The organism is Burkholderia latens, from assembly GCF_902499045.1.
Taxonomy (GTDB): Bacteria; Pseudomonadota; Gammaproteobacteria; order Burkholderiales; family Burkholderiaceae; genus Burkholderia; species Burkholderia latens.
In genome coordinates this window covers 83,277-105,795 of record NZ_CABVPL010000016.1, presented here as the reverse complement: position 1 = coordinate 105,795, position 22,519 = coordinate 83,277, and the positions used below count along the sequence as shown (strand labels likewise).

Below are 22,519 nucleotides of genomic sequence, written 5' to 3'. Positions count from 1 at the left end.
CCCGCCGCGCCTTCCCGCTTCCATTACAATGCGCGGGATTTTTCCGATTTCAGGCCGTCCCCGCCTTTCCGATTAGACAGAGGTTTTCATGATCATCAAACCGCGCGTGCGTGGCTTCATCTGCGTGACGACTCATCCGGTCGGCTGCGAAGCCAACGTCAAGGAACAGATCGACTACGTGACTTCGCACGGCCCGATCGCCAACGGCCCGAAGAAGGTGCTCGTGATCGGCGCGTCGACCGGCTACGGCCTCGCCGCCCGGATCTCGGCTGCATTCGGCTCGGGCGCGGACACGCTGGGCGTGTTCTTCGAGCGTGCCGGCAGCGAGACGAAGCCGGGCACGGCGGGCTGGTACAACAGCGCCGCGTTCGAGAAATTCGCCGCCGAAAAAGGGCTCTATGCGCGCAGCATCAACGGCGACGCGTTCTCCGACAAGGTCAAGCAGATCACGATCGACACGATCAAGCAGGATCTCGGCAAGGTCGACCTGGTCGTCTACAGCCTTGCGGCGCCGCGCCGCACGCATCCGAAGACGGGTGAAACGATCAGCTCGACGCTGAAGCCGGTCGGCAAGGCCGTCACGTTCCGCGGCCTCGACACCGACAAGGAAGTGATCCGCGAAGTGTCGCTCGAGCCGGCGACGCAGGAAGAGATCGACGGCACCGTCGCCGTGATGGGCGGCGAGGACTGGCAGATGTGGATCGACGCGCTCGACGAGGCCGGCGTGCTCGCCGACGGCGCGAAGACCACCGCGTTCACGTATCTCGGCGAACAGATCACGCACGACATCTACTGGAACGGCTCGATCGGCGAAGCGAAGAAGGATCTCGACAAGAAGGTGCTGTCGATCCGCGACAAGCTGGCCGCGCACGGCGGCGATGCGCGCGTGTCGGTGCTGAAGGCCGTCGTCACGCAGGCGAGCTCGGCGATTCCGATGATGCCGCTGTACCTGTCGCTGCTGTTCAAGGTGATGAAGGAAAAGGGCACGCACGAAGGCTGCATCGAGCAGGTCTACGGGCTGCTGAAGGACAGCCTGTACGGCGCGACGCCGCACGTCGACGAAGAAGGCCGGCTGCGCGCGGACTACAAGGAGCTCGATCCGCAGGTGCAGAACCAGGTCGTCGCGATGTGGGACAAGGTCACGAACGAGAACCTGTACGAGATGACCGACTTCGCCGGCTACAAGACCGAGTTCCTGCGCCTGTTCGGCTTCGAGATCGCCGGCGTCGACTACGACGCGGACGTGAACCCGGACGTGAAGATCCCCGGGATCATCGACACGACGGTCTGACGGCACGACTCGCCGCCCCCGCCGCGCTCGCGGCACGGGGGCGGCGGGTTCGTCCTGCCGGCCGCGTCAACGCGGCGCCGGTTCTTCCAGATAGACGCCCGACGACAGCGTGGCCTTCACCTGCCGCGTGAACTCGTCGGTCGACACTTCTTCCGCCCCCGCCTCGATCGCGTCGTACGCCTGACGCACGACGTCGGCCGGCGTCGCCTTCGGCACGTCGAGGCCGCGCGTCAGATCCGTATCGATGAAGCCGGCATGCAGCCCGATCACCTGCGTGCGCTGCTCGCGCAGCGAATGCCGCAGCCCGTTGGTCAGTGCCCACGCGGCCGACTTCGATACGCCGTAGCCCGACAGGATCGGCCGGTTGACCCAGCTCGCGACCGACAGCACGTTCAGGATCGCGCCGCCGCCGTGGCCGGCGAGGGTCGGCGCGAACGCGCGCGCCATCGCCAGCACCCCGAACACGTTCGTTTCGAGATGGTCGCGCAATGCGTCGACCGCGCCGTCGTCGACGAGGCTCCCGAGCCGCGCGATGCCCGCGTTGTTGATCAGCAGCGTGACGTCGCGCGCCGCGTCGGCGGCCGCGGCGACCGCCGCCGGATCGGTCACGTCGAGCTTCACCGGCACCACGCCCGGCAACGTCACGCTGGCCGGATCGCGCGCACCCGCATACACCTTCCGCGCCCCGCGTGCGAGCGCCTGCTTCGCGAACTCGAGACCGAGCCCGCGATTCGCGCCCGTGACGAAAACGACTGCACCTTCGATCTTCATGATCGTTCCTTTCCAATAATCGATCCCGATCGCGCCGGTTCGCCGCGCGTCCGGAATCCGGTGAAATACCACGCTGCCTTCGCGTACCGAACCGTTGCTCCGCCGGTGCCGGAACGCTCGCAGTGCCGCCGCCCGCGCCCTTTGCACCCCAAGACCCGCATCGACGCCTGTCCGTGCGGCACCGACCGCTTCGCTTCGTTCGCGAAGTCGGCTACACTCGATGTCAATGTCGATCACCATCGTCTTTGCCGCGCATTGTGTCAGCGCGACACCGGCACGTCAATGGCGATCACCATTGTGTTTTTCAATCGAGGTCATGTGCAGGTATCAGGGAGGGATCGATGGGCGTGTCGAGACAACAGGCGGCCGAAAACCGCAACGCGATCATCGCGGCGGCCGAGCGGCTGTTTCGGGTGCGCGGCGTCGACGCGGTCGGGTTGACGGAGCTGATGAAGGAAGCCGGCTTCACACAGGGCGGCTTCTACAACCATTTCAAGTCGAAGGATGCGCTGGTAGCCGCGGTGATGGAAAAGGCCATCCAGGATCGCGCGGATTCGCCGAATGCCGGCAGCGTCGCGAAGCAGGTCACGGCGTATCTGTCGAACGCGCATCGCGACAACGTCGAAGCCGGCTGCCCGCTGTCCGGCTTCGCCGGAGACGCGCCGCGCCTCACCGACGCGGCGCGCGCCTGCTATGCGCACGGCGTGGCCGGGTATCTCGACCGGCTCGAACGGACGATAGCCGCGGAAAACCCGGCAGCCACGGATCCACGCGGCGACGCAATCGCGATCTTCAGCCAGATGATCGGCGCGCTCGTGCTGTCGCGCGCGGTGGCAGGCAGCGAGCCGGCGCTGGCCGACGAGATCCTCGACGCCGGGCGGCGCACGCTCGTCGCGCGCCCCGACGATCCGGCCGTTCCGGCGTAGCGGCACGGCGGCGGACGCCGGCCGGGCGCGGCTGTCATTCCGCCGCCTTCGCGGCCTCCCACAGCGGCTGCGTGCCCAATGCGGCATGCCACGCGGCGAACCGCGTGCGCCACGACTCGAACGGCTCCTTCAGCGGATGACGCGGATCGTCGCTGAGCGCATACGCCATCCCCTCGATCAGCCAGCGCGGCTTGGTCGCGACCGCGAGATTGCCGAGTACCTCGGCCTGGCGGTGATGGATCAGTTCGTGCGCGAGAAAGTAGGTCTGCCAGCCGCGCGGCGCGATGACCACGCCGAAATCGCCGAGCGTCAGGCCCGCGCGGTCGCCGAGACCGAATTTGTCCGCGCACGCGCGCGTCGAGCAGAACACGACGCGCGGCGCCGCGCGGAACCGGCCCACCGCCGCCGCCGCACGTGCGTAGCCGTCGCGATAGAGTTGCTCGGCGCCGCCGAGCTTCGTGGGGTCGTCCGTGCAGATGTCCGCGCTCGGGCATGACACGCCCGGCAGCAGCGCGGGCGCGACGACGCGCAGCGGCTTGACGAGCGCGTACGCGGCGATCGGCGCCGCGACGAGCAGGCCCGTGAAGGCGAAAGCGACATGGGAGCGTTTCATCGAGGCGGCGATTCCGTGGGCGTTCCGGGGCATTTTCCTGCGCGGCTCACTATATCGGAGCGGCAACGCGTGCGGCGTGCATCGCGAACCGGAGCAACCGGAGCAACGGAGCAACCGGGTGCACGGCAGGGATGAAGGATCGGCATCAACCAGCATCTCGACGCGCCCAGTACGCCTGCCCGCCATTGTCCGGAACCGTTACACGAGCTGCTTGTGAAAGTACGTGGTCGAGCACAACGTGCCGTCCGGCATCAGCGCATAGTTCGGCACGACGCCGACACGCTGCCAGCCGGCCCGTTCGTACAACCGCTCGGCATCGCCGCCGGTCACGGTGTCGAGCACGAGGACGGTCTTGCCGGCGTCGCGCGCCGCTTCGTCGGCCGCCGCCATCAGCCGCGCGGCGACGCCTTGCCGGCGCGCGTGGCGGGACACGAGCATCTTTGCGATATCGGCGCGATGCGGCTGGTTCTCCGGCTGCGCTGTGACGATCTGCACGGTGCCGACGATCCGGCCCGCGGCGTCCTCGGCGACGAGCAGGATCCGCTCGCCGCTCGCGACGCCTTCGGCGACGCCGGTCCAGAACGCGACGGCCGTCGAGCGCGCGATGGGCAACATGAAGCTGACGGACGCACCGCCCTCGACGCAATCGATCAGCACGTCGGCGAGCGCGTCGATGCAGGCGCTTGCTTCGCTCGCGTCGACGCGGCGTACGGTAACAGCTTGGGTCATGCGCTCTCCGATAGTCATACGGGGCGGCGTGCGCCCGAATCCGACGTAACGCCGGCGCGCGACGCCGGCCGCGGCCGAGACGCGCGCGAACGGCGGCTGCCGGCTGGCAACACCGCGCCGGACTGCCGATGCGCGTGTTACCGCCCCATCATCCTACTCGACGAAAATTCGCGTTGCATTGGCCGACATTTCGCCTACACTTAGCCGAATGGATAACCTTCAACCCGGCATCAGCGACGTCTTCCACGCGCTTTCCGACCCGACGCGCTGCGCGATCGTCAGTGCGCTCGGCGACGGCGGCCGGACCGTATCCGAACTGGCCGCGCCGTTCGACATGGCGCTGCCGTCGTTCATGAAGCACGTCGCGGTGCTCGAGCGCAGCGGGCTCGTGCGGACCCGCAAAGCCGGCCGCTCGCGCACCTGCGAGCTGGTCGGCAGCCGGCTCGCCGAAGCCGAGCAGTGGCTCGCCGCGCAGCGCGCGCTGTGGGAAGCGCGCGCGGATCGTCTCGTGGAATTCGTCGAACGCCAACACCAGGAGGAGCAAGCGCATGTCAGCCAACCACGTCGAACCCGCCGAAACCGATGATCTCGTGATCACGCGCACGCTGCGCTCGCCGCGCAGCGCGCTCTGGCGCGCATGGACCGACCCCGATCTGCTGAAGGAATGGTGGTGCCCGAAACCGTGGACGACCGAAGTCCGCGCGTTCGACCTGCGCGCGGGCGGCGCCTTCCACACGTTCATGCGCGGCCCGGACGGCGGCACGAGCGACAACCCCGGCTGCTTCCTCGAAATCGTGCCGGAAGCGCGGATCGCGTTCACGTCGATGCTGGCCGGCGGCTGGCGGCCGCAGGTGCCGTGGCTCGGCTTCACGGCGATCATCACGATGACCGACGACGACGCAGGCTGCCGCTACGAAGCCCGCGTGATGCATCCCGACGCGGCCACGCGCGAACGCCATGAGGCGCTGGGCTTTTTCGAGGGTTGGAACATCTGCATCACGCAACTCGACGAACTCGCGGCCGCGCTGCGCTGAAAACGCCGGACGCAGCCATTGCGTGCCGCGTCGTACACGCCTAGCATTCCTGAAGAAAGCGCGACGACACGCCGGGCGCCGGCGTGCACCGTCGCGCGCGTTCGCAGGAGGCGACATGCTGCACATGCACACGCATTCGACCCGGGTCAGCCGGCACCTGAACGCACCGCGCGGGCGCGTCTATCGCGCGCTGCTCGATCCGCACGCGGTCGAACAATGGAAGGTGCCGGACGGCATGACGTGCCGCGTGCACGCCTACGACACGCGCGAAGGCGGCGCGCTGCGCGTATCGCTGAGCTACGACGAACCGTCGGACGATACCGGCAAGACCACCGCGCACACCGACACCTATCACGGCCGCTTCGTGACGCTCGTGCCCGACGAGCGGATCGTCGAAATCGACGTGTTCGAAACCGACGATCCGATGCTGCGCGGCGCGATGACGATCACGATCACGCTGTGCGACGAGGAAGGCGGCACGCGCGTCGATGCGGTGCACGACGGCGTGCCGCCCGGTGTGCCGGCCGCCGACAACGAGACCGGCTGGCGCATGGCACTCGCGAAACTCGCGGCGCTGGTCGAGAAGGGCTGAACCGGCCGAAGCGCGCGCGCCGGGGCGCCGGTCGGCGTCAAACGAGCCGATAGACGCGCGTGACCGTGCCGCGGAACAGCGCGTCGCGCTCGTCCGCGCTCGCGTGCGCGGTCAGCCGCTTGAACGCGTTCCAGCCGTTCACGTACGAATACGAACCCTTGTCGACCGGGAAATTGCTCTCGAACATGCAGCGCTCGGCGCCGAACGCGTCGATGCACGTGAGCATCCACGGCTTCCACGCGGCGGCGAGCTGTTCGGACGACGGCGGCCGCTCACCCTTCTCGAAATCGAAGCCGTTGATCCGCATCCCGAGGCCGCCGACCTTCACGAAGACGTTCGGCAGTTGCGCCAGTTCGCGCATCGACGCCCGCCAGCGCTCGAACACTTCCGGCCGCTTGTCCGCATAGCTCGCGATCCGCACGACGCCGCCGCAATGATTGACGACGATCCGCGTGTCGGGGTTCGCCTTCGCGAGATCGAACAGCTCGGGCAATTGCGGAAAGAACAGCCACGCGTCGTACGACAATCCGAGCGGCGCGAGCTGCGCGACGCCGGCCCGGTACGCGGAATCGAGCAGCAGCCCGCGCGGCACCGCCGACAACGGATTGGCGAGCGACGGATCGGCATCCCACGTGCTCAGGTGCCGCACGCCGCGAAAGCGTCCGCGCCCCGCGTCGAGATGCGCTTCGAGCACGTCGCGCACGCGCGCGCCGAGCCGCAGGTCCGCATGCCCGACGATCCCTTTCGCGACGGCCGGCGCGCTCCGCTGCAACGCGTCGGTCACGCCGGCGACGTACGCCGTCTCGCCGACCGGCTTCAGCTCGACCGGGCCCGCGTCGCGATAGCGCGTCAGCGCCTGCATGTAGACGGACGCCTGCACGTTGTGGCCGGAGCGCGCATCCTGCAGATAGTCGTCGAGCATGTAGATCCAGCCCGGCCGCTCGTAGAAGTGGTGATGCGCATCGACGATCGGCAGGTCCGGTTCGAGCGCGGGCTCGAGCGCCGAGGCCAGCCAGTCGTTGCGCACCGCGAGATAGTTGCTTTGCGTCGTCATGCGGGAAGCTCCGTTTTCAGCGGGCGTACGCGTGTCGGCCCATGCAGGCAGCGCGAGCGATGCGGCGGCCGCGCCGAGCAAGCGGCGTCGTGTGATCGAAATCGTCATCTCATTCGCTCCGGTCGAACGCGTACAGCGACAGCGTCAGCAGCGTCGTGATCGCCAGCACGATCGCGAGCCCGAGCATCCCGGCCGTGAAGGTGCCGAAGCTGTCCTTCAGGTAGCCGACGAGATAAGGGCCCGCGAATCCGCCGAGCGCGCCGATCGAATTGATCAGCGCGAGCCCGCCGGCCGCTGCCTGACCGGACAGGAAGCGCGAAGGCAGCGTATAGAAGATCGTGCGTCCGGCGATCGTGCCGATCAGCGCGAGCGTGATGCCGACGAGCGCCGGCCCGAGCGTCAGGAAATGCGTCGACACGCCGAGCGCCACCGCGCCGATGGCCAGGCCGATCGCGAGGTTCGCGACCGGGCCGCCGCGCCGGTCGACCCGCTTCGCCCACCACAGCAGCGCGACGGTGGCGAAGAAGTACGGCACCGCGGACAACCAGCCGGTCTGCATCGTCGACATCCCGTGCGCCTTCAGCATCTGCGGCAGCCAGATGCCGATGCCGTACGAGCCCATCGTGAAGCCGAACGAGATCAGCGCGAGCACGTACACGCGCGCGTCGCGCAGCGCGACGCCGAAGCGCTTCTTGCGGCCGGCGGCGGCGCCTTCGCGGTCGAATGCGCGCTGCAGCGCGGCGCGCTCGTCGTCCGACAGCCACGCGGCCGTGGCCGGGGAATCGGACAGCAGCTTCAGCACGAGAAAGCCGAGCGCGCACGCGGGCAGCCCTTCGACGATGAACATCCATTTCCAGCCCGCGAGACCGAGCACGCCGTCGAGCTGCAGCAGCCACGTCGACAGCGGGCCGCCGATCAGCGACGACAGCGGCGTCGACACCGTGAACCACGCGAGCACGCGCGTGCGGTAATTGGCCGGAAACCACACCGCGAGGAAAAAGATCACGCCCGGGAAAAAGCCGGCCTCGCCGATGCCGAGCAGCAGCCGGATCACGTAGAAGCTGGTCGGCCCGGCCGCGAGCGCGGTGGCAGCCGCCATCAAGCCCCACGTGATCATGATCCGCGCGAGCCAGCGCCGCGCGCCGAAGCGGTACAGCGCGAGATTGCTCGGCACTTCGAACATGCAATAGCCGGCGAACATGATCCCGGCGCCCCAGCCGAACTGCGTCGCGGTCAAGCCGAGATCGCGGTTCATCGTCAGCGCCGCGAACCCGACGCTCGTGCGGTCGAGATAGTTGAAGAAATACGCGAGCGCGAGCAGCGGAATGAAGCGCCATGCGGCCTTGCGCACGGCCCGTTGCTCGATCGACGCGTCGGTCTCGCGATCGGCCGTGAGCGCCTGGGAAGCGGATGTCATGGTTGTCTCCGTGGATGCGCATGCCGCGCCCGCGCGGTCGCGCGGCCGGGATGCGTTATTTCGTTCGATGGATCACAGCGGGCGCTACGCGCTCGCCACTTCGTTCGGCGACGGCCTGTCGGCCGGCGCTTCCGGCTCGCCTGACATGCCCGGCGGTTGCCACTCCGCTCGGCGTTCCTGCGGCCCCGCGACGACGCCGGCTTCGATCAGCGCCCGCGCGTCGTCCGGCGTATAGCCGAGCTCGCCGAGCAGCGCGCACGTGTCCTGACCGAGCGCCGGCGGCGCCGCGCGCAGCCGCAGGCGTTCGCCCGCGAGCGTGAGCGGCAGCAGCGCGGTGCGCGTGTCGACCGGGCGGCCGGCGCAGCTCGCATCGGCCGGCAGCGTCACGGCTTCGAGGCCGCCCGTCGCCAGCAGATGCGGGTCGTCGAACAAGTCCTGCGGCTTCGTGATCGGCGCATACGGCAGCCCGATCAATTCGAAGATCGCGCCGATTTCATCGGCCGAACGCACGGCGAGCCGTGCGCGCAGCTCCGGCAACAGCCACTCGCGGGCCTGCACGCGCAGGTTGTTGGTGGCAAGGCGCGCATCGTCCTTCAGCGCGGTGAAACCGAATGCGTCGCAGAACAGCGCCCACTGCGTGTCCGACACGACCGCCAGAAAGATCTGCTCGCCGCCCTTCACCGAAAACACGTCGTACACGGCCCACGCGGAGATCCGGCTCGGCATCGGCGACGCGGCCTGCCCCGTCACCGCGAACTGCATCATGTGCTGCGCGACGAGGAATACGTTGTTCTCGAACAGCGAACTCTGCACCTGCTGACCGCGGCCGGTGCGTTCGCGCTGCGCGAGCGCGGCCATCGCGCCGATCGCGCCGAACATCCCGCCCATGATGTCGTTCACGCTCGAGCCCGCACGCAGCGGCCGGCCTTCGGGGCCCGTCATGTACGCGAGGCCGCCCATCATCTGCACGACTTCGTCGAGCGCGGTGCGATGTTCGTACGGCCCCGGCAGAAAGCCCTTGTGCGACACGTAGACGAGCCGCGGATTCAGCGCGGACAACGCGGAATAGCCGAGGCCGAGCCGCTCCATCGTGCCGCTCTTGAAGTTCTCGCTGAACACGTCGGCCGTCGCGACGAGCCGCCGCACGATCTCAAGCCCGCGCGGATCCTTCACGTCGACCGCCACGCTCTTCTTGTTGCGGTTGAACATCCCGAAGAAGCCCGCGCCGGACCCGCGCAGCGCGCGCGTGCTGTCGCCCGCGATCGGTTCGATCTTGATGACTTCCGCGCCGAGATCCGCGAGCAGCATCCCGCAGGTCGGGCCCATCACCATGTGCGTCATCTCGATCACGCGCACGCCTTCGTACGGCAGCGGCGAAGCCGGTTGGCGATCGTTCATTGTGCGACTCCTGCAACGCAGCCTTCCGGCTGGACCGCGGTCGGCTCACGGCCGTCCGCATAACGGAAACCCTTCGGCAACCCGGCGTCCGGCACGTGGCCGTACAGCGCCTCGGCAGGCAGCGCCGCATGCAGGATCGCGCGCGCGGCGAGCAGCGCGTCGACGTCGATCCCCGTGTCGTATCCCATCGACTCCAGCAGGAACACGAGATCCTCGGTCACGATGTTGCCGGTCGCGCCCGGCGCATACGGGCAGCCGCCCAGGCCGGCCTGACTCGCATCGATCGTCGTCACGCCGGCGTCGAGCGCCGCGACGACGTTCGCGAGCCCCTGCCCGCGCGTGTTGTGGAAGTGCGCGCCGCCGGCCTTGTCGCCGACCTCGCGCTGCAGCCGCATGAACAGGCGGCGCACTTGCGCCGGGTTCGCGTAGCCGCTCGTATCGGACAGTCCGATCTCGTCGACGCCGCATTCCGCCATCGCGACGGCCATCGCGATCGTCTCGTCGTCCGACACCGCACCGGCGAGCGTGCAACCGAACGCGACCGACACGCCCGCCTCGATCTGCACTGACGGGAACCGCGCATCGCGCAGCGCGACGACCGCGCGCACCTCGTCGATCATCTGCGCGGGCGTCTTGCGGATGTTCGCGAGCGAGTGCGCTTCGGTCACCGATACCGGCAACGTCAGCTTGTGGACGCCCGCGTCGAACGCGCTTTCGGCGCCCCGCAGGTTCGGCGCGAGCGCGGCGACGTGCAGCCCCGGAATCGTCAGCGCATGGGCGACGACTTCGCGCACGTCGGCCATCTGCGGCAGCAGCCGTGCGGGCACGAACGACCCGACCTCGATCTCGCGCAGCCCGGCCGCGGCGAGCGCCGCGATCCACCGCAACTTGTCGGCCGTGGGCATTACGGCCTTGATGCTCTGCAGGCCGTCGCGCGGACCGACCTCGCTGACCAGCACCTTCGGACTTTCGGAAATACGCATTGGGCACCTCTTTGTTCTATCTGAAAGAACACAGTTCTGTCTGATAGAACTTTAGAGGCGTGACGAATCGCTCGGAAGCGGGGTATACCCGTGAAATCGCGATTTTTTGGAACTTGTGTTCTGTCAGACAGAACGATATAGTGGACTGACCGCCATCCGAAAAGGAACCGCCCCCGTGCCGCCGACCCCGCCCCCCGCAGATCACACCGACGACGTTACCGATCCGTCGGCCGAAGCCTCGAGCGGCGTCGCCGTCCTCGATCGCGCGTTCGCGATCCTGCGTGCCTTCGGGCAAACCGATGACCGGCTGTCGCTCGCGGAACTGTCGCGCCGCACCGGGCTGTACAAGAGCACGATCCTGCGCCTGCTCGCCGCGCTCGAGCACGGCGGCTTCATGCGCAAACTCGACGACGGCCAGTACGCGATCGGCCACGAGCCGTTGCGGCTCGCCGCGCTGTATCAGCGCTCGTTCCGCGTCGGCCCGGTCGTCGAACCGCTGCTCGAGACGCTGAGCCGCGAACTCGGCGAAACGGCGTCGTTCTACGTGCGCCACGGCGACATGCGCTCGGTGCTGTACCGCGTCGAACCGGCGCGCACGGTGCGCGTGTCGATCCGGGTCGGCGAGGAGTTTCCGGTTCACCAGGGCGCGTCGGGGAAAGTGCTGCTCGCGTTCACCGATCCGCACGATGCGCGATGGGACGACGTACGCGAACGATTGTGGGCCGCGTCGTACGGCGAGCGCGACCCGGAGACGGCGTCGGCGAGCGTGCCGGTGTTCGGCGCGGCCGGCAACTGCGTCGGCGCGCTGACGATATCCGGCCCGAAATCGCGGCTGGCCGCCGCGCCGGCGATGGCCGCGGCGCTCGCGCTGCTGTTGCCGCTCGCGCAGAAGGCGACCGTCGCGCTCGGCGGCGAAGGCGCGCGCTACGACGCGCCGGCGGTGCGCGACAGCTTTGAGCAATTCGCGGCGGCGGCGGCCGACGATTCCGCGCAGCCCTGAGCCATAGCGGGCCACGCGGCGCGCACGCCGGGCGCCGCCGGCGGCGCAAAATGCGGCCGCGTGCGACACTGGCCGCCGATGCGTGCAGCGCGCCGCCCGCCGGCGCGGTACACGCGACTGCCCGACGAACATGCACAAGGGGGACTCGACGATGACCGCCGCGCGCACCGCCACCTGGTATTTCGATTTCGTTTCGCCGTTCGCGTATCTGCAGCAGGAACGGTTCGACCACCTGCCGCCTGCCGCCGCGTACGAACCGAAGCCGATCGTGCTCGGCGCGCTGCTCGCGCACTGGGGCCAAAAAGCGCCGGCCGAGATCGCGGCGAAGCGCATCTTCACGTATCGCCACGCGCAATATCGCGCGGACAAGCTCGGCATTCCGTTCCGGATGCCGCCCGCGCATCCGTTCAACCCGATCCGGCCGCTGCGTCTCGCGATCGCGATGGGCAGCACGCCCGACGCGATCCGGCGGATCTTCCGGCACATCTGGCGCGACGGCCGCGACGTGTCGACGCCCGACGGCTTCGCCGCGCTGTGCGAAGCGGTGGGTTTTCCGGAAGGCGTGACGGCGGTCGACGCGCAGCCGGTGAAGGACGCGCTGCGCGCGAACACCGATCACGCGATCGCGCACGGCGTGTTCGGCGTGCCGACCTTCGAACTCGACGGCGACCTGTTCTGGGGCGACGATGCGACCGACATGTTCGTCGACTGTGCGACGTCGCGCGCGTGGCTCGACTCGCCCGAAGTACGCCGCATCAGCGCGCTGCCGGAAGGCATCCGGCGCGGCTGACGGCACGGCCCGGCGCTTACGTGTCGCTCCCTTCGACGAGCGCCGGCACGGCCTCGCGCATCATCGCGACGAAGCGCACGAGCCGCGACGGATAGAACTGCGCGTGCGGGTAGGTCAGATACACCGGCAAGGGCGCGGCCTGCCAGTCGGGCGCGAGATGCACGAGTTCGCCGCGCGCGAGGTTCTCGGCGAGCAGCCACGACGAGCCGACGCACGCGCCGACGCCGAGCAGCGCCGCGCTGCGCAGCGCGTACAAATTGGCGGTCGTGATCCGCGGACGGATCGCGATGCGGCGCGTGTCACCCGTGACGGCATGCGTCAGCGTCAGCTCCGTCCGGTAATACGTGCGCAGCGCGAGCCACGGCAACGCGGCGAGCGCGTCCGGATCGGCCGGCACCTGCGCGCCGTTCAGCACCGACGGCGCGGCCACCACGAAGCGCGGCACCTTCGATAGCCGGATCGCGACGACGCCCGGATCCGTCGGCTCGCCGACCTGGATCGCGCAGTCGATCCCGCTGCCGACGAAATCGCGCACCTCGTCCTGCAGCAGCCATTCCACCGATACGCGCGGGTAATCGCGCAGAAACGTCGCGAGCGGCGCGACGAAGCGCTCCTGCCCGAACGCATGCGGCACCGCAACCCGCAGCAGCCCGTCCGGCTCCTCCTGCGCGCCGCGCAGGTCGGCCTCGAACGCCGCCCAACTGGCCAGCAGCTCCTTCGCGCGCGTGAAGCAGCGCTCTCCGTCGACGGTCAGCCGCATCGCGTGCGTCGTCCGTTGCAGCAGCCGCATGCCGAGCGAGCGTTCGAGCGTCTGCAGCCGGCGGCTGACGGTCGGTTGCGTCGTATGGAGCTGCGCCGCGGCGGCCGACAGGCTGCCGGCCTCGACTATGCGTACGAAGGTTTCCATCAACTCGAAACGATGGGCGGCGCCGTCGATGGGCACCGTGTCGATGCGCGGAGAGCCGCCAGCAGCGAGGGAAGCGGAGATTTTGTCGGTCATGCGCAGAGCGTATAACAAATCTGCGCCCGGCGGCACTACCGCTGCCGTCGGCCCATCGGCACACTGGCGTCCATCCGCTAATCGAACAAGGATGCACGCGATGTCCACTCCGACCCGTCTCGCTGCCGCGCCGCGCGCGGCCCACTCACCGGCCCACGCGGCCGCCTCGTCGATGCTCGACGGCCGCCTCGTGCTGCTGCTCGCCGCGGCCGCCGGTCTCGGCGTCGCGCCGCTCTACTACGCGCAGCCGATGCTCGCCGCGCTCGGCGCCGATCTCGGCGCGTCGGCCCGCGCGATCGGCTTCGTGCCGACGCTCACCCAGCTCGGCTACGCGCTCGGGATCCTGCTGCTCGCGCCGCTCGGCGATCGCTTCGATCGCCGCCGCGTGATCGTGACGAAGGCGGCCGCGCTGGTCGGCGCGCTGCTGCTCGCGGCGGTCGCGCCGTCGCTCGGGCTGATGCTGGTCGCGAGCTTCGCGATCGGGCTGACCGCGACGATGGCGCAGGACGTCGTGCCGGCCGCCGCGACGCTCGCGCACGATGCGCATCGCGGCCGCATCGTCGGCACGGTGATGACCGGGTTGCTGCTCGGCATCCTGCTGTCGCGCGTCGTGGCGGGTTTCGTCGCGGAAACGGCCGGCTGGCGCGCGATGTTCGCGCTGGCTGCTGCCAGCGTCGCCGCGATCGGCGTCGTGGCCGCGCGCGGGCTGCCGCGCTTCGCGCCGACCACGCAGCTGTCGTATCGCGCGCTGATCGGGTCGCTCGGCGAACTGTGGCGTCGTCACCCGGCGCTGCGCCGCGCGGCGCTTGCGCAAGGGCTGCTCGCCGTCGGGTTCAGCGCGTTCTGGTCGACGCTCGCGGTGATGCTGCACGGCGCGCCGTTCCACCTCGGCAGCGCGGCCGCCGGCGCATTCGGCCTCGCGGGCGCGGCCGGCGCACTGGCCGCGCCCATCGCCGGACGCCTGGCCGACCATCACGGTCCCGAGCGTGTCACGCGGATCGGCATCGGGATCGCGACGGCGTCGTTCGCCGCGATGGCCGCCGCGCCGCTGCTGACGCCGCATGCGCAACTCGCGCTGCTCGCCGCCGCGACGATCGGCTTCGATCTCGGCGTGCAGGCCACACTGATTGCGCACCAGTCGATCGTCTACCGGATCGATCCCGCATCGCGCAGCCGCCTCAACGCGGTGCTGTTCGTCGGCATGTTCATCGGGATGGCGGCCGGTGCCGCGGCAGGCAGTGCGCTGCTCGCGCAACTGGGCTGGAACGCGGTGATCGTGCTGGCCGTCGCGACGTCGCTGGGCGCGCTGGCCGTGCGCGTGTGGCGCCGGTAATTTCGCCGCATCTCGCACAGGAGGCGGGCAGGCCGCAGGGCTTGCCCGCCTTTTCTTTTCGATTTCGTTCGGCGCCGCATCACACGGCGCGGCGCGGCAGGTCCGTACAACACACCGAACGCACGCGTTCATTCGATGCAAGCTTCGCGGCGACGCGCCGGATCCCGCAGTTCAACCGATTATTTTTCGGCCGGCGTCGACCGGTGCGCACGCAACCATCTGATGATTCCGCATCGCCGCACAGCACGGCCCTCAGCAATCCGTCCCCGCCAAAACAGCGCGTTTTCTCAGGGGAATCCCGGTATTTTTTCCCATTTTCTTCGACATTACCGATGACATACTTGCGCCCCGTTGCGCTCCGGTGCGAGCGCGCTTCCTGATCCTGCCGGCCGCGCGTCCCGCGTGCCGCGGCCGCCGGGTTCGCGCACAACATGAACAATTTCGACACCACGATCCAGACCTTCCTCACTCACATCACGTTCGGCCCGGTGATGAATCATGCGATCCGCGTGATCGCGGGCCTGTACACGTTCAAGGGCTTCGTGCTCATCCCGGTGCTGTGCTGGCTATGGTTCCAGCCCGGCCCGCAGCGCGAACGGCAACGCGAGCTGGTCGTCGCGACGGTCGCGAGCGGGCTCGTCGCGCTCGCGGCCGGCCGGTTGCTCGCGAAAGTGCTGCCGTTCCGCGTGCGGCCGATCTACAACCCGGACCTGCACCTGCACTTCCCGTCCGAGGAATTGCGTGCGGCCACGCTGCAGGCGTGGAGTTCGTTTCCGAGCGATCACGCGATGCTGTGGATGGCGATCGCGACGGGCATCTTCATCATCGCGCGCCGCGCCGGCGTGCTCGCGCTGCTGTATGCGGCCGTGTTCATCTGCGTGCCGCGCGCGTATCTCGGCTATCACTATCCGACCGACCTGATCGCCGGCGCCGCGATCGGCATCGCGATCGCCTGGCTGCTGACGCGCGATCCGATTCGTGCGCGCTTCGCGCCGCAGGTGCTCGACGCGATCCGGCGCTTCCCCGCGCCGGCCTATACGCTCGCGTTCCTGCTGTGCTTCGAGTTGATCACGCAGTTCGACGAACTGCTGACGCTCGCACAGTCGGTCAAGCACACGGCGATGTGACGGGACGGCGCCGCGATGCATCCGCTGCTGTCGTCACGACGCCCCGGCCCGCGCTGCCGGCCGTGCGCGGCCGCGGCACGACACGCGCATGCGGCTGCCGCTCCCTCGCACGTCAGTCGCGATCGGGCGCACCGAGCGGGAAGAACGAACGATACGGCCGCGCCTCGTCGACCGCGCGCGCGAACGACGGCCGCGCCAGCAGCCGCTTGCGATAGGCGATTACGTTCGAGAACGACGGATCGATCCGGTGCGTCCAGTCCGCGTAGAACAGGAACGGCGCCGCGCCGCAGTCGGCGAGGCTGAAGCGGTCGCCGGCCGCCCATTCGCGCTCGGCCATCGTCCGATCCAGCCACGCGTACGACGTCTCGAGCATCGCGCGCGCGTCGGCCACGCCGCGTGCATCGCGCTCGTGCGCCGGCCGCAACGCATCGAACACGACTTTCTGCTGCGGGGTGGCCACGTAGTTGTCGAAGAAGCGATCCATCGTCCGCACTTCCAGCGCCGCGCGCCGGTCTTCTGGCACCAGCCGCACGGGGCCCGGATGGTACAGGTCGAGGTACTCGACGATGATCGTCGCCTCGATCACCGTGCGGCCCGCGTCGACCAGCATCGGAAAGCGTTTCATCGGCCATCGTGCGGCGAGTTCCTGCATCGGCTTCGGATCGTCGTGCGCGAGCACGCGGTACTCGAACGGCGTGCCGTTCTCGTACAGCGCGGTCAGCACCTTCTGGCAGTACGACGAAAACGGATGGGCATAGAGCGTCGGGGTCATCGCGGGGTCTCTCAGGGTTGCGGCGCCGCGTCATGCGGCGCCATGTGGTCGGATACCTGGACGACGAACGGCACGACGCCGATTCGACACCGGTCCGAACATTTTTGTGCCGCTACGACCGCCCGTCCTTCACGACGCGCCCTTCGCCGCGCCAGCGCAGCATCCCGCCGCCGAGGTTCGCGACCGCATCGAAACCGGCTTTCCGCAGGATCACCGTGGCCTGCGCGGAGCGGCCGCCGGCCCGGCACACGGTCACGATCGGCCGCTCGTGCGCGAGCTCGCCGGTGCGCGCGGCCAGTTCACCGAGCGGGATCGGCGTCGCGCCGGGCAGATGACCGAGCGGGCCGGTGAATTCGTCCGGCTCGCGCACGTCGACGATCTGCACCGCCGGCAGGTGATCCTCGAGCCACTGCGGATCGATTTCCCAGAACCCGGCGAACGTGTAGACGAGCGGCGCCCAGTCAGGGGCCGCCTGCGCATCGGGCGCGTTCGCGGCGACGCCGCATTGCAGGTTTGCCGGCACCGCGACGTCGATCTGGCGCGGGTGCGCGAGCCCGAGATTGCACATGTAGCCCGCGAAGTCGTCCTCGCTGAGATCGCCGCCGAGGCGCGGATTGAAACGCCGCTCCTCGCCGACGCTCGTCACCGTCAGGCCGCGATAGTCGTGCGCCGGATACAGCAGGCACGCGGCGGGCAGCGTGAACAGCCGGCCGTGCACCGCGCGATACAGCGCGCGCGGGTCGCCCTGCTGGAAGTCGGTGCGGCCGGTGCCGCGAATCAGCAGGCAGTCGCCGGTGAACGCCATCGACTCGTCGTCGAGCACGAGGCTGATGCAGCCGCTCGTGTGGCCCGGCGTCGCGCGCACGGTCAGGTAGCGCGCGCCGAATGCGCAGCGATCGCCGTCGTTCAGGTAGCGGTCCGCGCCCTGCGCCCCGCTCGCGGCCGAGATCGCGATCGCGCTGCCGGTGCGCTGCTTCAGCAGCCACGCGCCCGTCACGTGATCGGCGTGCACGTGCGTGTCGACGGTCGCGACGAGCCGCAGCCCGAGTTCGTCGAGCAGCGCCGCGTCGCGGCGCACCTGCTCGAACACCGGATCGATCAGCAGCGCTTCGCGCGACGCGGGATCGGCGAGCAGATAGGTGTAGGTCGACGATTGCGGGTCGAACAGTTGCCGGAAGATCATCGCGGGGTGCTCCGTCGTCGGGTGGGGCGGCTGGGCGGATGAGGATGCGGATCGCGACGGCGACGCGACCCGCTCCGCATGGGCGTGGGCGCGGCGGCGCGCGTGTCCATACAGCGTAGTGCAAATCACGCGTGCACGGCCATCGCTGCAAGCGGGCGGAAGTCATTCCCTGTCGCGGGCTGCCGCGCGCGCTGTCTTACACTACCGCGTCTCGTCTTACGTTCACAGGAATCGCGCCGACATGTCGATGACGATCGATCACAGACAAAGACGTGTAACTCATTGATCTTTAATACTTAGTCTCGCGCCGGTCAATACGCAGACTTTGTAGGCTTTGCTGGCTTTTCTTGAATTTCCTGACTATCGATCTTTATCGCAGGCACAGTTTGGTCCCAGTTCTCGAAATAGCTGTTACCGGCCGTGATGCGACATTCGTTGCTGGCGGGCCGCAGATGAGTACGCGCCATCGGCATGGACTAGTTCCGATCAACTCTTCGCCCGTTGCAACAATCGAAGTGCCGAGGGACCGAGAAGAAGCGGCAAGATCGGCGTCACCGACAAGCAAAAGGTTTGCAAGTTGTGGGCAAAACGCGCGGCATCAATCCGCCTGATCTAGCAGCGATATGAGATGGGTCTGCATTGCCATCCGGCAAGCGGAGAAACCCGCCATGATCTTCTCTACGTCGGAGAACCGTACATAGGTCTTGGGGTCGTCAAACACCTTGATGTCCTGCTTGACCATCAATAAGTCCCACTGTGTTGCGGAAGTATCAAACGCCAGATAGAAGGCACCCTGATGTGCTACGAAATTCCGTGCGCTGTCCAGTTGCCTGAACCAGCCGTGGTTAATTCCTTTCGCTTCCATCCACGAATTGATCATTCTGATGCGCTGCGTCGCCGTGATTGGCTGGCCAACGTGCTTGTGTACCGCGTGCATGAAGCCTTTCATGGCATCGATGCATGCGTTGAGCTCGAATAGAATTGAGTGCAGGTCGGCGATTACTAGATACTTCCGATCGTTGTCAATTGGTAACGCGAACGCTTCCTTGTCCGGTGTGTTTCTGTGCTCTACGGTTAAGTTTGCGGCCACGACACAGGGGCGGCCAGGTCTTGACCCAGGCGGTGGCCAATATATGGCAGCAGCGTGAGCCGGGTGCTGATGTGCAGGCCAACCTCAGTGATTGGTAATCCTTCATCGGTGATTACCGTCATCATGTCTGTCGTGCGCTTCTCCTGGACAGCCCGGTGCCATGCGGCGTAGATAGGCAGCACCCATTGATCGTAGTGCATCTCGCTGAGATGGACCCACTGTGCGATCGTCATGTTTTCCCTCTATATCGGATACGCCGAATAGCGACTGCACGTGGCAATCGGCGAAAGCCGACCCAAGGCGGTCCATCGACGACGCGTGGAATCGATGCCAGCTTACGAAAGGAGAGCTTCAGGCAGAAGCGTCAAGGCCGCTGATACGCATAGACCCGCCAAGGCAACTTTACGTCTTCACTCCGTGGTCACGATCCACCCCCGTAGTTGAGGGGATTGGAATGACAGGCGCAAGGCCTCTCCAGCAAGGCTTCTGCTCCGCGCTGTAGCAAATTTATAGCACAGCCGCCCCCCGATTTTCCGCTACTGCTGCTGAATCTTCGCGCCCTTTATCAGACCACCCACTAGTTCGGCTGTTGCCTTCTCAAGCGCGAGCGCCTGCAATTGCTGCCGGATCGTCGGTTGCGCCGCATCATAGGTCGGCACCTGCGTCGGCCGCTTGGCCTCGACCTTGACGATTGCACGCGCTCCATTGCCGAGTGGAACGGAGTCGGCCGTCACACCACCAACCGGCAATTTCGTCATCGCCTGCGCAACGGGAAGCGGCAGACCCTGGGTGTTGCCGTCCGTCAGCGGCATCTTGAAGCTGACCCAAGGCAGTTCCCCGCCGGCTGTAGCGGACGGAGCCTGACTGTACTGACGTGCCAGCGCTTCAAATGTGTGCCCGGATTTCAACTGCGCTAACACGGTGGCCGCCGTCGCCGCGTCCTTCGCGACAATGATGCGAGGCTTCACCTCATCTTTGCCGAGTGACCCCACGATCTCATCGTAGCGCGCTTTAACTTGCGCATCCGTCACAGGTGCCGGCCTGATGTTGTCCTTCAGGTACAGCTGCGTTTCGGCGTTGGCCTTCGCCGCCTGCATTGCTGCCTGCACCTCGGGCTTGCCGCCATACTTGGCCTTCTCGGCCGCCTGTTGAATCAACACGCGCGCGATCAATTGGTTTTTGATCGCCTGCCGGATTTGCGGGGTATCTGGCTGCTTTGAAGCCTGAAGCACCGCATTAACTTCGGCCTCAGTGATCGGCGTACCGTTGACCATCGCAATGCTACCGGCCGGCAGCGAGGAGGATTGTGCTTGAGCTTGGACCGGCAGCGCCATTTGCCAAGCGATCGCCGTCGCGATCAAGATTCGATTGAATGTCACTTGCATACCTGCCGCTCCTGCTTGAAGAAAAAAGCGCAGCAGCCGAAGGCGCCGCGCGAAGTGTCCGCCTGAGGGAGGGATCGGACACAGACCAAACTCATTAGTAAATCCAGTTCAATGTTCCGAGGACCAGTGTCGCCTTGCTCCCAAGCGCGGCTGGTTGCACCAGCGCACGGCCAGCCAGCAGTTCGCCGGAAAGAGACTGCTTATGCCACTGCCATTGCACGCGCACACCAGTGCCGACACCAGCAAGCGTGGGAAAGCCCGGTACGGCTACGAGGCTCGCCTTACCCGCGTCGACGAACACGTACGGTTCGAGCCGGCCGTCCTTCCACGCCGGCGCGTTCACCCACGCGAGTTCGTTGCGCGAGTAGAAGCCACGATCACCGGCGATCTCGCCTGAACGAAAGCCGCGCACGGTATCCATCCCGCCGAGGTACAGCTGCTCCGATCCGAACAGCGCCATGTTCGTATATTGCCCACCCAGCACGCCCCGATAGGCGAGCAGCACAGGACCGATCTTCGGCAGCGGCAGCGTGAATGCGGCCGTCGCATCCACCTTCGTGAACTGGCTGTGCGCTTCGTCGCGCGTGATGCCGTGCGGGTCGTGATTCGCGCCGAACCACGGCAGGCCCTGCGACAGCCCCCCGTTGATGGTGAAATTGCCCTGCGCATCGTTCATCACGAACTTGTGCAGCCAGTTGCCAGCCAGCCGCAGCACCGCGACCCGCTGCGGATCCAGGTCGATGCCGTTGACCTCGCGGTCGGTGCGGCGCCAGGACACCGTGGCGTCGACACTCGTAATGTCACTGACGCTGCGGCTCATCAGGTAGTTCCAGCCGAATATGTGCGACAGCGTGCGGCCGTATTCGAGCGCGGTCGTGCCGATCACCTGCTGGTATTCCGAATCGGAAATCGTATAGCTGAACGTGTGGCGGCCGAACGGCACTGCGAACGAGCCGACGATCGCATTGCTGTCGAGGCTGTCGAGGAAATTGACGCTCAACGACTCCTGCAGGCCGAGCAGGTTGTCGGCCTCGACGCCAGCGCGATAACGCGTCACGCCCGTGGCCGAGCTGCCGTAGTTGTCGACGCCCAACGTGTAGTACAGACGATCACCGGGTTTGTTACCAATGTCGACGATCGATGCGCCAGGATTCTGGCCGGGCAGGATCTGCACCGTCGCCTGATTGCGGCGCAGGCGGTTGATCTGCGCGACGCCCTGGTCGATGTCGGACAGGCGCAGCGGATCGCCGGACGATACCGGAAATGCGTTCTCGTAGCCTGCGTCCGTGAGCCAGCCTCCGCCGGCAGACGCTTCGCCCGCCTTGAGCCGCTGAATCGGCTTGCCGTTAACTGTGAATGCTTCGATCGTGCCGACCTGAATCGTGATCTTGAGCGTGCCGGTGGCCAGATTCTGCGGGCCGAGCAGCGCGCGCGTCGTCACCAGACCGTTTGCGACGAATACGTCCGTGATGCGTTTGAGCAGCACGTTGATGCGGTGTGAGCCGAGCTCGTGGTTCGCGAACGGTTCGACAATCGCGTCGAGCTGCTGGGCCGAGATCCCGCGAGGCGGCTCGAACGGCTTGCCGTCGGGCGCTTGCAGCACGATCTGCTTCACGGTAAAGGTCGGTCCTGTCTCGACGATCGCATCGACCGGCGTATCCACCGGAATGTCGAGCGTCGTCTCCGGCGTCGGGGCGACCGTAATCGACGCCGGCGGCTGGTCGAGTTGCCGCTGGCGCGCCTGTTCCCGCTGCTGCTCGATGATCAGTTGTGCCGGATCCTGGACGGGACGGCCGACTGGCGGCGTTTGTGCGTGCGTCGGTACATGGAATGCAGCAAGGCTCGCAACCAGTAGCGGCAGCTTCAGTCGAGGAAATACGCGTGTTTTCATTGTTGTTGTGCGTGCAGGTGCCCGAGCACTGACGCGATCGTGTCAATGGCGCCGCCCTTCGCCGCGACCGCGACGATCACGCAAGCCAGAAACGCGACGACGACCAGGCCGAGCCGGTTTTTTGTTTGATAGTTCATCGC

At 67.3% G+C, this 22,519-nt stretch carries 25 protein-coding genes; 9 read left to right on the top strand and 16 right to left on the bottom strand.

The genetic code is table 11. The features are described from left to right. The first annotated feature begins 88 nt into the window (after positions 1-88). The gene (fabV, locus tag BSE24067_RS14020) at positions 89-1,291 is read left to right on the top strand and encodes an enoyl-ACP reductase FabV (protein WP_151065234.1); all 1,203 of its coding nucleotides are present in this window, start codon (positions 89-91) and stop codon (positions 1,289-1,291) included. 66 nt (positions 1,292-1,357) lie between these two features. On the opposite strand, the gene BSE24067_RS14015 is transcribed toward fabV, so the two are convergent. After that, positions 1,358-2,062, bottom strand: a complete 705-nt coding sequence (locus tag BSE24067_RS14015; RefSeq protein ID WP_151065235.1) for an SDR family oxidoreductase — start codon at positions 2,060-2,062, stop codon at positions 1,358-1,360. Positions 2,063-2,403: 341 nt separating this feature from the next. On the opposite strand from BSE24067_RS14015, the gene BSE24067_RS14010 reads away from it, so the two are divergent. Then, complete coding sequence (locus BSE24067_RS14010) at positions 2,404-2,988, top strand: TetR/AcrR family transcriptional regulator (RefSeq protein ID WP_151065236.1); 585 nt, start codon at positions 2,404-2,406, stop codon at positions 2,986-2,988. 34 nt (positions 2,989-3,022) lie between these two features. Here BSE24067_RS14010 and BSE24067_RS14005 read toward each other — a convergent pair whose 3' ends face one another. Both BSE24067_RS14005 and BSE24067_RS14000 read right to left on the bottom strand, forming a co-directional pair. Beyond that, positions 3,023-3,601, bottom strand: a complete 579-nt coding sequence (locus tag BSE24067_RS14005; RefSeq protein WP_151065237.1) for a hypothetical protein — start codon at positions 3,599-3,601, stop codon at positions 3,023-3,025. A 198-nt stretch (positions 3,602-3,799) separates the two neighbouring features. Beyond that, positions 3,800-4,330, bottom strand: coding sequence for a GNAT family N-acetyltransferase (locus BSE24067_RS14000; protein WP_151065238.1), 531 nt, complete (start codon positions 4,328-4,330; stop codon positions 3,800-3,802). A gap of 208 nt (positions 4,331-4,538) precedes the next feature. Here BSE24067_RS14000 and BSE24067_RS13995 point away from each other — a divergent pair, with 208 nt between their 5' ends. From BSE24067_RS13995 to BSE24067_RS13985, 3 genes are all read left to right on the top strand, one after another. Further along, positions 4,539-4,916, top strand: coding sequence for an ArsR/SmtB family transcription factor (locus BSE24067_RS13995; RefSeq protein WP_151065269.1), 378 nt, complete (start codon positions 4,539-4,541; stop codon positions 4,914-4,916). Further along, on the top strand, positions 4,879-5,364 hold the full coding sequence (locus tag BSE24067_RS13990; protein ID WP_151065239.1) for an SRPBCC family protein: 486 nt from the start codon (positions 4,879-4,881) through the stop codon (positions 5,362-5,364). The genes BSE24067_RS13995 and BSE24067_RS13990 overlap by 38 nt, the downstream gene beginning before the upstream one ends. A gap of 115 nt (positions 5,365-5,479) precedes the next feature. Further along, complete coding sequence (locus tag BSE24067_RS13985) at positions 5,480-5,956, top strand: SRPBCC family protein (RefSeq protein WP_151065240.1); 477 nt, start codon at positions 5,480-5,482, stop codon at positions 5,954-5,956. A 37-nt stretch (positions 5,957-5,993) separates the two neighbouring features. On the opposite strand, the gene BSE24067_RS13980 is transcribed toward BSE24067_RS13985, so the two are convergent. The 4 genes from BSE24067_RS13980 to BSE24067_RS13965 form a co-directional block, all read right to left on the bottom strand. After that, positions 5,994-7,118: an amidohydrolase family protein gene (locus BSE24067_RS13980; RefSeq protein ID WP_151065241.1), complete on the bottom strand. Its 1,125-nt coding sequence runs from the start codon at positions 7,116-7,118 to the stop codon at positions 5,994-5,996. 1 nt (position 7,119) lies between these two features. Further along, positions 7,120-8,427, bottom strand: coding sequence for an MFS transporter (locus BSE24067_RS13975; protein WP_151065242.1), 1,308 nt, complete (start codon positions 8,425-8,427; stop codon positions 7,120-7,122). An 84-nt stretch (positions 8,428-8,511) separates the two neighbouring features. After that, positions 8,512-9,825, bottom strand: coding sequence for a CaiB/BaiF CoA transferase family protein (locus BSE24067_RS13970; RefSeq protein ID WP_151065243.1), 1,314 nt, complete (start codon positions 9,823-9,825; stop codon positions 8,512-8,514). Beyond that, complete coding sequence (locus BSE24067_RS13965; protein WP_151065244.1) at positions 9,822-10,808, bottom strand: hydroxymethylglutaryl-CoA lyase; 987 nt, start codon at positions 10,806-10,808, stop codon at positions 9,822-9,824. The genes BSE24067_RS13970 and BSE24067_RS13965 overlap by 4 nt, the downstream gene beginning before the upstream one ends. A gap of 175 nt (positions 10,809-10,983) precedes the next feature. On the opposite strand from BSE24067_RS13965, the gene BSE24067_RS13960 reads away from it, so the two are divergent. Continuing rightward, positions 10,984-11,808, top strand: coding sequence for an IclR family transcriptional regulator (locus BSE24067_RS13960; RefSeq protein WP_151065245.1), 825 nt, complete (start codon positions 10,984-10,986; stop codon positions 11,806-11,808). Between the two features lie 151 nt (positions 11,809-11,959). After that, positions 11,960-12,598, top strand: coding sequence for a 2-hydroxychromene-2-carboxylate isomerase (locus tag BSE24067_RS13955; protein ID WP_151065246.1), 639 nt, complete (start codon positions 11,960-11,962; stop codon positions 12,596-12,598). A 16-nt stretch (positions 12,599-12,614) separates the two neighbouring features. Here the strand turns inward: BSE24067_RS13955 and BSE24067_RS13950 are convergent, their stop codons facing one another. Continuing rightward, complete coding sequence (locus tag BSE24067_RS13950) at positions 12,615-13,598, bottom strand: LysR family transcriptional regulator (protein ID WP_151065247.1); 984 nt, start codon at positions 13,596-13,598, stop codon at positions 12,615-12,617. Between the two features lie 100 nt (positions 13,599-13,698). On the opposite strand from BSE24067_RS13950, the gene BSE24067_RS13945 reads away from it, so the two are divergent. Beyond that, positions 13,699-14,931: an MFS transporter gene (locus BSE24067_RS13945; protein WP_151065248.1), complete on the top strand. Its 1,233-nt coding sequence runs from the start codon at positions 13,699-13,701 to the stop codon at positions 14,929-14,931. 79 nt (positions 14,932-15,010) lie between these two features. Here the strand turns inward: BSE24067_RS13945 and BSE24067_RS13940 are convergent, their stop codons facing one another. Continuing rightward, on the bottom strand, positions 15,011-15,364 hold the full coding sequence (locus BSE24067_RS13940) for a hypothetical protein (protein ID WP_174904782.1): 354 nt from the start codon (positions 15,362-15,364) through the stop codon (positions 15,011-15,013). Between BSE24067_RS13940 and BSE24067_RS13935 the strand changes: the two genes are divergently transcribed. Next, positions 15,363-16,058, top strand: a complete 696-nt coding sequence (locus tag BSE24067_RS13935) for a phosphatase PAP2 family protein (RefSeq protein WP_151065250.1) — start codon at positions 15,363-15,365, stop codon at positions 16,056-16,058. The two genes, BSE24067_RS13940 and BSE24067_RS13935, sit on opposite strands and share 2 nt — an antisense overlap. Before the next feature lie 112 nt (positions 16,059-16,170). On the opposite strand, the gene BSE24067_RS13930 is transcribed toward BSE24067_RS13935, so the two are convergent. The 7 genes from BSE24067_RS13930 to BSE24067_RS13900 form a co-directional block, all read right to left on the bottom strand. Beyond that, positions 16,171-16,830 (bottom strand): glutathione S-transferase family protein, encoded by a 660-nt coding sequence (locus tag BSE24067_RS13930; protein WP_151065251.1) that lies wholly within the window; start codon positions 16,828-16,830, stop codon positions 16,171-16,173. A gap of 112 nt (positions 16,831-16,942) precedes the next feature. Then, positions 16,943-18,013: a rhodanese-like domain-containing protein gene (locus BSE24067_RS13925; protein ID WP_151065252.1), complete on the bottom strand. Its 1,071-nt coding sequence runs from the start codon at positions 18,011-18,013 to the stop codon at positions 16,943-16,945. Positions 18,014-18,611: 598 nt separating this feature from the next. Next, positions 18,612-18,962, bottom strand: a complete 351-nt coding sequence (locus BSE24067_RS13920; RefSeq protein ID WP_151065253.1) for a hypothetical protein — start codon at positions 18,960-18,962, stop codon at positions 18,612-18,614. 125 nt (positions 18,963-19,087) lie between these two features. Then, positions 19,088-19,336, bottom strand: coding sequence for a hypothetical protein (locus BSE24067_RS13915; protein ID WP_151065254.1), 249 nt, complete (start codon positions 19,334-19,336; stop codon positions 19,088-19,090). Positions 19,337-19,639: 303 nt separating this feature from the next. After that, the gene (locus BSE24067_RS13910) at positions 19,640-20,488 is read right to left on the bottom strand and encodes a peptidylprolyl isomerase (protein ID WP_151065255.1); all 849 of its coding nucleotides are present in this window, start codon (positions 20,486-20,488) and stop codon (positions 19,640-19,642) included. Positions 20,489-20,582: 94 nt separating this feature from the next. Then, on the bottom strand, positions 20,583-22,379 hold the full coding sequence (locus BSE24067_RS13905) for a ShlB/FhaC/HecB family hemolysin secretion/activation protein (protein WP_244130497.1): 1,797 nt from the start codon (positions 22,377-22,379) through the stop codon (positions 20,583-20,585). Then, complete coding sequence (locus tag BSE24067_RS13900; RefSeq protein WP_170297487.1) at positions 22,376-22,516, bottom strand: hypothetical protein; 141 nt, start codon at positions 22,514-22,516, stop codon at positions 22,376-22,378. The genes BSE24067_RS13905 and BSE24067_RS13900 overlap by 4 nt, the downstream gene beginning before the upstream one ends. Positions 22,517-22,519: the final 3 nt, after the last annotated feature.

Excerpts from the sequence above, each read along its gene's own strand:
- fabV (WP_151065234.1), top strand. The coding sequence starts at position 89 with ATGATCATCAAACCGCGCGTGCGTGGCTTCATCTGCGTGACGACTCAT.
- BSE24067_RS14015 (WP_151065235.1), bottom strand. The coding sequence starts at position 2,062 with ATGAAGATCGAAGGTGCAGTCGTTTTCGTCACGGGCGCGAATCGCGGG.
- BSE24067_RS14010 (WP_151065236.1), top strand. The coding sequence starts at position 2,404 with ATGGGCGTGTCGAGACAACAGGCGGCCGAAAACCGCAACGCGATCATC.
- BSE24067_RS14005 (WP_151065237.1), bottom strand. The coding sequence starts at position 3,601 with ATGAAACGCTCCCATGTCGCTTTCGCCTTCACGGGCCTGCTCGTCGCG.
- BSE24067_RS14000 (WP_151065238.1), bottom strand. The coding sequence starts at position 4,330 with ATGACCCAAGCTGTTACCGTACGCCGCGTCGACGCGAGCGAAGCAAGC.
- BSE24067_RS13995 (WP_151065269.1), top strand. The coding sequence starts at position 4,539 with ATGGATAACCTTCAACCCGGCATCAGCGACGTCTTCCACGCGCTTTCC.
- BSE24067_RS13990 (WP_151065239.1), top strand. The coding sequence starts at position 4,879 with ATGTCAGCCAACCACGTCGAACCCGCCGAAACCGATGATCTCGTGATC.
- BSE24067_RS13985 (WP_151065240.1), top strand. The coding sequence starts at position 5,480 with ATGCTGCACATGCACACGCATTCGACCCGGGTCAGCCGGCACCTGAAC.
- BSE24067_RS13980 (WP_151065241.1), bottom strand. The coding sequence starts at position 7,118 with ATGACGATTTCGATCACACGACGCCGCTTGCTCGGCGCGGCCGCCGCA.
- BSE24067_RS13975 (WP_151065242.1), bottom strand. The coding sequence starts at position 8,427 with ATGACATCCGCTTCCCAGGCGCTCACGGCCGATCGCGAGACCGACGCG.
- BSE24067_RS13970 (WP_151065243.1), bottom strand. The coding sequence starts at position 9,825 with ATGAACGATCGCCAACCGGCTTCGCCGCTGCCGTACGAAGGCGTGCGC.
- BSE24067_RS13965 (WP_151065244.1), bottom strand. The coding sequence starts at position 10,808 with ATGCGTATTTCCGAAAGTCCGAAGGTGCTGGTCAGCGAGGTCGGTCCG.
- BSE24067_RS13955 (WP_151065246.1), top strand. The coding sequence starts at position 11,960 with ATGACCGCCGCGCGCACCGCCACCTGGTATTTCGATTTCGTTTCGCCG.
- BSE24067_RS13950 (WP_151065247.1), bottom strand. The coding sequence starts at position 13,598 with ATGACCGACAAAATCTCCGCTTCCCTCGCTGCTGGCGGCTCTCCGCGC.
- BSE24067_RS13945 (WP_151065248.1), top strand. The coding sequence starts at position 13,699 with ATGTCCACTCCGACCCGTCTCGCTGCCGCGCCGCGCGCGGCCCACTCA.
- BSE24067_RS13935 (WP_151065250.1), top strand. The coding sequence starts at position 15,363 with ATGAACAATTTCGACACCACGATCCAGACCTTCCTCACTCACATCACG.
- BSE24067_RS13940 (WP_174904782.1), bottom strand. The coding sequence starts at position 15,364 with ATGTTGTGCGCGAACCCGGCGGCCGCGGCACGCGGGACGCGCGGCCGG.
- BSE24067_RS13930 (WP_151065251.1), bottom strand. The coding sequence starts at position 16,830 with ATGACCCCGACGCTCTATGCCCATCCGTTTTCGTCGTACTGCCAGAAG.
- BSE24067_RS13925 (WP_151065252.1), bottom strand. The coding sequence starts at position 18,013 with ATGATCTTCCGGCAACTGTTCGACCCGCAATCGTCGACCTACACCTAT.
- BSE24067_RS13920 (WP_151065253.1), bottom strand. The coding sequence starts at position 18,962 with ATGAAAGGCTTCATGCACGCGGTACACAAGCACGTTGGCCAGCCAATC.
- BSE24067_RS13915 (WP_151065254.1), bottom strand. The coding sequence starts at position 19,336 with ATGACGATCGCACAGTGGGTCCATCTCAGCGAGATGCACTACGATCAA.
- BSE24067_RS13910 (WP_151065255.1), bottom strand. The coding sequence starts at position 20,488 with ATGCAAGTGACATTCAATCGAATCTTGATCGCGACGGCGATCGCTTGG.
- BSE24067_RS13905 (WP_244130497.1), bottom strand. The coding sequence starts at position 22,379 with ATGAAAACACGCGTATTTCCTCGACTGAAGCTGCCGCTACTGGTTGCG.
- BSE24067_RS13900 (WP_170297487.1), bottom strand. The coding sequence starts at position 22,516 with ATGAACTATCAAACAAAAAACCGGCTCGGCCTGGTCGTCGTCGCGTTT.